The organism is Rhodococcus sp. EPR-157 (assembly GCF_001647195.1).
GTDB lineage: Bacteria > Actinomycetota > Actinomycetes > Mycobacteriales > Mycobacteriaceae > Rhodococcoides.
Map to the genome: position 1 here is coordinate 1 of NZ_LVCV01000337.1, position 8,042 is coordinate 8,042.

General features: G+C 65.2%; 8 protein-coding genes. 5 read left to right on the plus strand and 3 right to left on the minus strand.

What is annotated here, in order from left to right; genetic code table 11:
- Positions 1-60: 60 nt before the first annotated feature.
- Complete coding sequence (locus A2J03_RS15435; protein WP_068375581.1) at positions 61-657, minus strand: TetR/AcrR family transcriptional regulator; 597 nt, start codon at positions 655-657, stop codon at positions 61-63.
- A gap of 93 nt (positions 658-750) precedes the next feature.
- Between A2J03_RS15435 and A2J03_RS15440 the strand changes: the two genes are divergently transcribed.
- The gene (locus A2J03_RS15440; RefSeq protein WP_068375582.1) at positions 751-2,226 is read left to right on the plus strand and encodes a DHA2 family efflux MFS transporter permease subunit; all 1,476 of its coding nucleotides are present in this window, start codon (positions 751-753) and stop codon (positions 2,224-2,226) included.
- On the opposite strand, the gene A2J03_RS15445 is transcribed toward A2J03_RS15440, so the two are convergent.
- Complete coding sequence (locus A2J03_RS15445) at positions 2,141-2,581, minus strand: ferritin-like domain-containing protein (protein ID WP_068375583.1); 441 nt, start codon at positions 2,579-2,581, stop codon at positions 2,141-2,143. The two genes, A2J03_RS15440 and A2J03_RS15445, sit on opposite strands and share 86 nt — an antisense overlap.
- A complete protein-coding gene (locus A2J03_RS15450) occupies positions 2,578-3,084 on the minus strand; it encodes a hypothetical protein (RefSeq protein WP_068375589.1) in 507 nt (168 codons plus the stop codon). Before A2J03_RS15450 ends, A2J03_RS15445 begins: the two co-directional genes overlap by 4 nt.
- Before the next feature lie 134 nt (positions 3,085-3,218).
- Between A2J03_RS15450 and rimP the strand changes: the two genes are divergently transcribed.
- The 4 genes from rimP to infB form a co-directional block, all read left to right on the plus strand.
- Positions 3,219-3,794: a ribosome maturation factor RimP gene (gene rimP / locus A2J03_RS15455; RefSeq protein WP_068375591.1), complete on the plus strand. Its 576-nt coding sequence runs from the start codon at positions 3,219-3,221 to the stop codon at positions 3,792-3,794.
- A complete protein-coding gene (gene nusA / locus A2J03_RS15460; protein WP_068375584.1) occupies positions 3,791-4,801 on the plus strand; it encodes a transcription termination factor NusA in 1,011 nt (336 codons plus the stop codon). The genes rimP and nusA overlap by 4 nt, the downstream gene beginning before the upstream one ends.
- 64 nt (positions 4,802-4,865) lie before the next feature.
- Complete coding sequence (locus A2J03_RS15465) at positions 4,866-5,213, plus strand: YlxR family protein (protein ID WP_197480798.1); 348 nt, start codon at positions 4,866-4,868, stop codon at positions 5,211-5,213.
- A 98-nt stretch (positions 5,214-5,311) separates the two neighbouring features.
- The coding region (gene infB, locus A2J03_RS30010) for a translation initiation factor IF-2 (RefSeq protein ID WP_082897860.1) at positions 5,312-8,042 on the plus strand (2,731 nt) is incomplete at its 3' end.

Sequence of the window (8,042 nt, forward strand, 5' to 3'; positions counted from 1 at the left end):
GCGGTTCGACGCCGTATGGGCTGAGGTCCTCGGCTACGACGGTGCGTACGAGATGAACCCTTAGGGCGCGGATTCGAGCTGGTCCAGATCCGGACCGAATGCGCAGCTCGCCAGTTCGCCGAGGGCGGAGTCGTCCTCGGCATGCTCGGGTGCCTGCATGGCGAGAAGGCAGTTCAGTAGCATGCCATTCGCGATGAAGTCGCGGGCTTCCTCGGGCGTGCATCCGGTGCTGTCCTTGATCTGGGTGTAGATGGCGGCCATACCTGCGCGGCCTTGTGCCCCGATCTCGGGAGTGCTGCCTGCCGTGAACCCGTGCATCATCACCAACAACAGGTCTCGGTCGGCGACGAGTTCGGTGTAGGCCCCGCCGAGTGCTGCCCATACGTCGCCGTCCGGATACGGCTCGGATCCGTTCAGTACGTCATCGAAGGCCCTCATGATTCCGTCGATGGCTCGTTGAAATGCCAGTCTGAACAGCTCGCTCTTGGTGCCGAACATGCGCACGACGTACGGCTGAGACACGCCTGCCTCTTTGGCCACGGCGTCCGTGCTGGTGCCGGCGTACCCGCCCTTGGCGAAAGCGCGAGTGGCCGCGTCGAGCACCAGCTCACGCCGATCGGATGCGTCCATGCGGGTGGTCTTCGTAGGAGCTGCCATGTTGACAGGTTATCAGTCGATAACTAACGTCTGTCCGTGTAAGTAATCATTTGATGCTTACTTCAGCACTTGCATCACGCGAAAGGATCGACGATGGCCGTTACCACCGAAACGCAGCACTCACCGTCGCGCACTGTCCCCATCTGGGTCGGGATCGTCGCGGCTTCGCTTCCGATGTTCATGGCAACACTCGACAACCTCGTGATGACGAGTGCGTTGCCGGTGATTCAGGCTGATCTGTCAGCTTCGGTCGGCGAACTGCAGTGGTTCCTCAATGCGTACACACTGAGTTTCGCGACACTGATGCTTGCGGCAGCCACGCTGGGCGATCGCTGGGGTAGGCGGAACGTCTTTCTCGGCGGCATCGCGATCTTCACCCTCGCCTCCATTGCCTCGGCCCTCGCGACCACCCCTGCGATGCTGATCGCCGCACGGGCAATTCAAGGCGCCGGAGCAGCGGCGATCATGCCTCTGTCGCTCACGCTGCTCGCCGGGGTGGTTCCGGCGGCGAAACGTGCACTGGCCATAGGAATCTGGGGAGGGGTGTCCGGGCTCGGGGTCGCGCTGGGGCCGGTGGTCGGCGGTGCGGTCGTCGACGGCATCTCCTGGGAGGCCATCTTCTGGATCAACGTGCCGGTCGCCCTGATCGCGGTGCCTCTCGCTCTCGTCGCGCTGAAGGAATCGTTCGGCCGCAGGCAACCTCTCGACTATCTCGGGATCGTCCTCGCAGGCGTGAGCGTCTTCCTGCTCGTCTGGGCCGTCGTCCACGGCAACGACGATGGTTGGACCTCCAGCACGGTGCTTCTGTCGTTCCTGGTGTCGGCTCTCGCGCTGGTGGGCTTCGTCGTTCGGCAACGGCGCGGCGCATTCCCCGTCGTCCCACTGAGACTGTTCCGATCACGCAGCTTCTCGATCGCGAACATCATCGGCGTCACTTTCACGCTCGGAATGTTCGGGGCTGTATTCCTGCTGTCGCAGTACCTGCAGATCGTCATGGGGTACTCCCCGTTCCAAGCGGGACTACGCACGTTGCCGTGGACGGCGGCGCCCATGATCGTGGCGCCGCTCGCAGGTCTTCTCGCGCCGAGGCTCGGTCTTCGCGCACTACTCGTGGGTGGACTCACGCTGCAAGCCGGCGCGCTGGTCTGGATGGCCGCGATACTGCAGCCCGGGACGTCCTACGCGAGTATGGTCCCCGCTCTGGCGATGGCGGGCATCGGAATGGGCCTGACCTTCGCGCCATCGGCAACGGCGGTACTGACCGATATGGCCGAGGACGATCACGCTACGGCGAGCAGTACCAACTCCACTATCCGCGAGATCGGTGTTGCGCTCGGCATCGCGGTGCTGACGGCAGTGTTCCTCGGTGCGGGCGGCTCGTTGACACCGACCGGTTACACCGATGCGCTTGCCCCTGCGCTCCTCGTCGGTGCCGGAGCTGTCGTGGTGGGAATTTTCGCCGCGCTGTTCATGCCGACCGGAATCAGGGCTGCCCGGGAAACGGAGTCGAGGACGGAACTACTCCCAGGATCTCTCGCCAGTTCGCCAGTCGCAGTGCAGCTTCCGTGAGTGCAGTGATTCCGGTCTCCCTGGTGGGGCCGGAATTGCTGCGTTCGATCACAGACCGCCACGCGATCGACGTGTCGACCTCCGCTTGCGCGGCCAACTGGGCCGCCGTGATCGGATCGGTGACCGGGAACGGCGTCGTATAGGCCGTGGCAGGTTGGGGTGCGGTGACGCTTGCCGCCTTCAACGCGTCGATCGTCGCGTCCCGCCGGGCCCGGTGTGCTGCGGCGTTGGCCGCCACGACGTCGGCCCGCGCTGGATTCGAGAATGCCCCGACGATTCCGTACGCGAAGACGGCGGCGTACTCCGCGTTCAGTGCGTCGACCAGGGCTTGCTGTTCCTCCCCGAGTTCGTTCATGCCAGCACCACGATCGATTGAACGGTGCATGCTGCGCTGATCGAACCGAGAAGTCCGGCTCGATATCCCGACTCGTTCCGGGCCGAGTCTGCGGCGCTACGACCCGATTCGGACAGGCTGGTCATCAGCTCCTCCAGTGACGGTGGTGGGTTCTGCGCAGTCGTGGTCGTGGGCGGGGTGGCGGGGAGGGTGCTCTCGTCGGCGACGCCCGCGACGCGGTCGATCTCCGCGGCCAAGGAATCGGCGTGTGCGCCTCGCTCCGACTGAATCACGGAGAGAGCGCCCGCACGTTCGGGAAGAATCGCGATCAACGCTGCCGCCATGTCCGCGTCCTTCCGGGCCCGACGAAGGTGCGTCGTCAAAGTGTCCACTGTCGCGGCAGTGTCCTCGTCGGAGGAGCATCCGGCGGTCGCGACGAGGCCGACGGTCGCGAGCGCTGCGGCCGCCGCCAGCCGGATCGCCGAGCGGCGACTGAGGGAAGGGGCGATTGCGGGCGTCGGCACGTTCACATGGTGCCAGGTACGCCCTCGATCGTGCGCACCCGCTCCTGGTCACAGACACCTCTCGATGGCGCTAGGCTGTACGTTCACCGTCTGCCGATGATTCGCCCACAACTTCACGAGGAGTGCACACCACGATGCCTGTTCCGTCCAAGGAGAGGGTCATCGCGCTCCTGTCCGATCTGATCCACGCTCAGGGCTTCGACCTCGAGGACGTCAACGTCGTGTCCGCGGGCAAGCACAGCGCTGTTCGGATCATGGTCGATCGCGAGCAGGGTATCGACCTGGACGCCCTGCCGATTCTCAGTCGCGAGATCTCGGAGGTGTTCGACGGCGTGTCGGACTTCGGCGAAGCGCCGTACACCCTCGAAGTCACTACGCCCGGCATCGACCGACCCTTGACGGAAGAGCTGCACTGGCGCCGCGCTCGTGGCCGATCGGTGCGGATCGAGTTGGCCGAGGAGAAGTTCGACGGGCGAGTCGGAGTCCTCGACGGCGGCGTCGTGACCATTGTCACGCGTACGAAGGGCGTCCTGGCCACTCGGGCGGTCGAACTGTCCAGTGTCGTCAAGGCTGTTGTGCAAGTAGAGTTCTCGCGGCCCAAGGCCGAGGAGATGGAGTTGGCGGGCGGTGTCGTGGACGGTCGGCCCGCGCCTGCGGACTCCGACGAGATCGTGAATGTGGAAGCACCGGAAGAAGGGTCCGACAAGTGAATATCGACATAGCTGCGTTGCGCGCGATCGAGGCCGAAAAAGGGGTCTCGATCGACACCGTCATCTCGACGATTCAGACTGCACTGTTGACCGCGTACCGGCACACCGAGGGCCATCAGCAGCATGCGTGGATCGATGTCGATCGCAAGAGTGGTTCGGTCAAGGTGATGGCCAAGGAGATCGACGAGGACGGCAACACCATCTCGGAGTGGGACGACACGCCGGAGGGATTCGGTCGTATCGCCGCGACGACAGCGCGCCAGGTCATTCTGCAGCGCCTGCGCGACGCCGAGCACGAGCGTTCCTTCGGCGAGTACTCCACGCACGAGGGTGAGATCGTCAACGGAGTCATCCAGCGAGATACGAGAGCCAACGCCAAGGGCACCGTCATCGTCCGTATCGGAAGTGAAGCCAACGGGGCGGACGGTCTGCTCCCGCCGGCCGAGCAGGTTCCGGGTGAAAGCTACGAGCACGGCGAGAGAATCAAGTGCTACGTCGTCGGAGTCGCGCGTGGTCAGCGTGGGCCGCAGATCACGCTGTCCCGGACTCACCCGAACCTCGTTCGGAAGCTGTTCGCACTCGAAGTGCCCGAGATCGCCGACGGGTCGGTGGAGATCATGGCTGTCGCTCGTGAGTCCGGCCATCGCTCCAAGATCGCCGTGGCTTCCACCGTCTCCGGTCTCAACGCCAAAGGCGCGTGCATCGGACCCATGGGACAACGCGTGCGCAACGTCATGAGCGAACTCGCGGGGGAGAAGATCGACATCATCGACTTCGACGAGGATCCGGCCACCTTCGTCGGGAATGCGCTGTCACCGTCGAAGGTTGTATCGGTGACGGTCGTCGATGCGGCTGCCCGCGCCGCTCGCGTCATCGTCCCCGACTATCAGCTGTCCCTGGCCATCGGCAAGGAGGGGCAGAACGCGCGGTTGGCTGCTCGGCTGACCGGTTGGCGGATCGATATCCGAAGCGACGCGGCCGCGGCACCCGAGTCCACCAGCGGGTAAGTACAGAATGCGGAGTTCGGAGCAATACAGCGGTAGAGTGGGAGTCGGTTCGGAAGTGAACTCCATGCCCCGCAGTCATGTGAGCACCGGTTCGACGCCTTTACGTCTACCGGTGCGAACTTGTGTCGGGTGCAAGGAGAAAGCTCCGACCGCCGACCTGCTGCGTGTCGTGGTCAGTCGTTCGGACGGTGAATCGCAATCTTCCGATTGCATCATCGTCCCGGATGTCGAGCACCGACTCCCCGGTCGAGGCGCATGGTTGCACCTCGATCGGAATTGTCTCCACAACGCGGAGCGGCGCCGAGCCTTCGGCAGAGCACTACGAGTACCTGGTGCGATCGACATTTCCGCAGTCGACGCCTTCGTAGAGCGCAGAGTTCTACCCGACGAGAAGAACAGGCAACAGCACTGATGAGCACACCGTGAAGCACCGACGATGAACGTCCATCGGAATTAACCCGAGGTCGTGCAGGCACCAATGCCTCGCTCGGCCTCTCAGTGAGGAGAGCAGTGGCAGGCAAGGCCCGCGTGCACGAGTTGGCAAAAGAACTCGGTGTCACCAGTAAGGAACTACTCGCACGGCTCAAGGAGCAAGGCGAGTTCGTCAAATCAGCTTCGTCCACCGTCGAGGCGCCTGTAGCGCGTCGTCTACGTGAATCGTTCCCGTCCGAGAAGTCGGACTCGCCGTCCGAGAACGGCAGCACGACCGCGAGCGCACCCAAGCCGAGCACGGGCGCCAAGCCTGGCGGTCCGCGTCCGGGCCCCAAGCCTGCCGCGCGTCCGACTCCCGCTGCGCCCGCAGCGGTGAAACCTGAAACTCCGGCTGCACCCGTGCCAGCACCGACGACTCCGGCACCAGCAGCTCCGGCCCCCGCCGCACCTGCCGCGCCGGTAGAGTCGGCGGCCCCAGCGGCCGCTACTCCGGCGCCGGCACAGCAGGCGCCGTCGGCCGCAGAGACGGAATCGGCACCTGCCGGACCCAAACCGGGCGCACCGGGACCGAAGCCAGGTCCCAAGGCGCCTCGGGTCGGCAACAACCCGTACTCCTCGGCTCCAGTAGAGCGTCCAGCTCCACGCCCAGCCCCCGGCAGTCCCCGCCCCGGCGGGGCACGTCCTACGCCGGGTCAGGGCGGAGCTCGTCCAGCCGCTGCGCAGGGAGGAAGCCGCCCGGCTCCCGGGCAGGGCGGTCCCCGTCCGGCTCCGGGCCAGGCTGGACCTCGTCCGAGCCCCGGTTCGATGCCTCCCCGTCCGAATCCAGGTGCGATGCCGACACGTTCGGCACGACCGAGTCCGGCAGCAGGCCGCCCGGGACGCCCAGGTGGCGCGCCGGGTGGACGTCCGGGTGGCGGCGCAGGCGGCGGCGGATACCGCGGCGGCGGCGCACCGGGTGCTCCCGGTGGAGCTCCCGCAGGCGGAGCTCCCGCAGGCGGTTTCCGCGGTCGTCCAGGTGGCGGTGGCCGTCCCGGTCAGCGCGGAGCGGCTGCAGGTGCATTCGGTCGTCCCGGTGGAGCTGTTCGTCGCGGTCGCAAGTCGAAGCGGGCGAAACGCGCCGAGTACGAAAGCATGCAGGCTCCCGCGGTCGGCGGCGTCAGGCTGCCTCGCGGCAACGGTGAGACCATCCGTCTCGCTCGCGGCGCATCGCTGTCGGACTTCGCTGACAAGATCGACGCGAACCCCGCAGCGCTCGTGCAGGCCCTGTTCAACCTCGGTGAGATGGTGACGGCTACTCAGTCGGTCAACGACGAGACGCTCGAACTGCTCGGCGGCGAAATGAACTACGTCGTCCAGGTCGTCAGCCCCGAGGACGAGGATCGCGAACTGCTCGACAGCTTCGACCTCACCTACGGCGAGGACGCGGGTGGCGAGGACGATCTCGAGCAGCGTCCGCCGGTCGTCACGGTCATGGGTCACGTCGACCACGGCAAGACGCGACTGCTGGACTCGATCCGTAACACCGCCGTTCGCGAAGGCGAAGCCGGTGGTATCACGCAGCACATCGGTGCGTACCAGGTGCTGACCGAGCTCGAAGGCAACGAGCGTCTCGTAACGTTCATCGACACCCCCGGTCACGAGGCCTTCACGGCCATGCGTGCTCGTGGTGCCAAGGCCACGGACCTCGCGATCCTGGTCGTCGCTGCCGACGACGGCGTCATGCCTCAGACGGTGGAAGCGATCAACCACGCTCAGGCAGCAGATGTGCCCATCGTGGTTGCGGTCAACAAGATCGACAAGGAAGGCGCGAACCCGGACAAGATCCGTCAGCAGCTGACCGAGTACGGCCTGGTAGCCGAGGAATACGGCGGCGACACCATGTTCGTCGACATCTCTGCGAAGCAGGGCACCAATATCGATGCCCTTCTCGAAGCGGTGCTGTTGACTGCCGATGCGTCGCTCGACCTGCGTGCGAACCCGGACATGGATGCTCAGGGTGTTGCCATCGAGGCGCACCTCGACCGTGGACGCGGACCGGTTGCCACTGTCCTCATCGCTCGCGGAACGCTCCGCGTCGGAGACTCGATCGTGGCGGGAGACGCATACGGACGCGTCCGCCGCATGGTCGACGAGCACGGCGAAGACGTCACCGAGGCGCTGCCGTCACGTCCTGTCCAGGTCATCGGCTTCACGTCGGTGCCAGGTGCAGGCGACAACCTCCTGGTCGTCGACGAGGACCGAATCGCCCGTCAGATCGCCGATCGACGAAATGCACGCAAGCGCAACGCGCTGGCAGCGAAGAGTCGTAAGCGCATCAGCCTGGACGATCTCGATGCAGCTCTGAAGGAGACTTCACAGCTCAACTTGATCCTCAAGGGTGACAACTCGGGAACCGTCGAGGCGCTGGAAGAGGCCTTGCTGGGTATCGAGATCGACGACGAGGTCGAGTTGCGCGTCATCGACCGCGGTGTCGGTGGCGTCACGGAGACCAACGTCAACCTGGCGTCGGCGTCGAACGCGATCATCATCGGCTTCAACGTTCGTGCGGAGGGCAAAGCCACCGAGCTTGCCAACCGCGAGGGCGTGGACATCCGGTACTACTCGGTCATCTACCAGGCGATCGACGAGATCGAGAAGGCCCTCAAGGGCATGCTCAAGCCCGTCTACGAAGAGGTTGCTCTCGGTCAGGCCGAGATCCGCGCGCTGTTCCGTTCGTCCAAGGTCGGAAACATCGCAGGTTGCCTCGTCACCTCCGGTACGATCCGTCGCAATGCCAAGGCACGACTGTTGCGAGACAGCACAGTGGTCG

Bases quoted from the DNA above. Each gene is read 5' to 3' on its own strand.
- A2J03_RS15445 (WP_068375583.1), bottom strand. From the start codon at position 2,581: ATGAACGAACTCGGGGAGGAACAGCAAGCCCTGGTCGACGCACTGAAC.
- A2J03_RS15435 (WP_068375581.1), bottom strand. From the start codon at position 657: ATGGCAGCTCCTACGAAGACCACCCGCATGGACGCATCCGATCGGCGT.
- rimP (WP_068375591.1), top strand. From the start codon at position 3,219: ATGCCTGTTCCGTCCAAGGAGAGGGTCATCGCGCTCCTGTCCGATCTG.
- A2J03_RS15465 (WP_197480798.1), top strand. From the start codon at position 4,866: ATGCCCCGCAGTCATGTGAGCACCGGTTCGACGCCTTTACGTCTACCG.
- A2J03_RS15440 (WP_068375582.1), top strand. From the start codon at position 751: ATGGCCGTTACCACCGAAACGCAGCACTCACCGTCGCGCACTGTCCCC.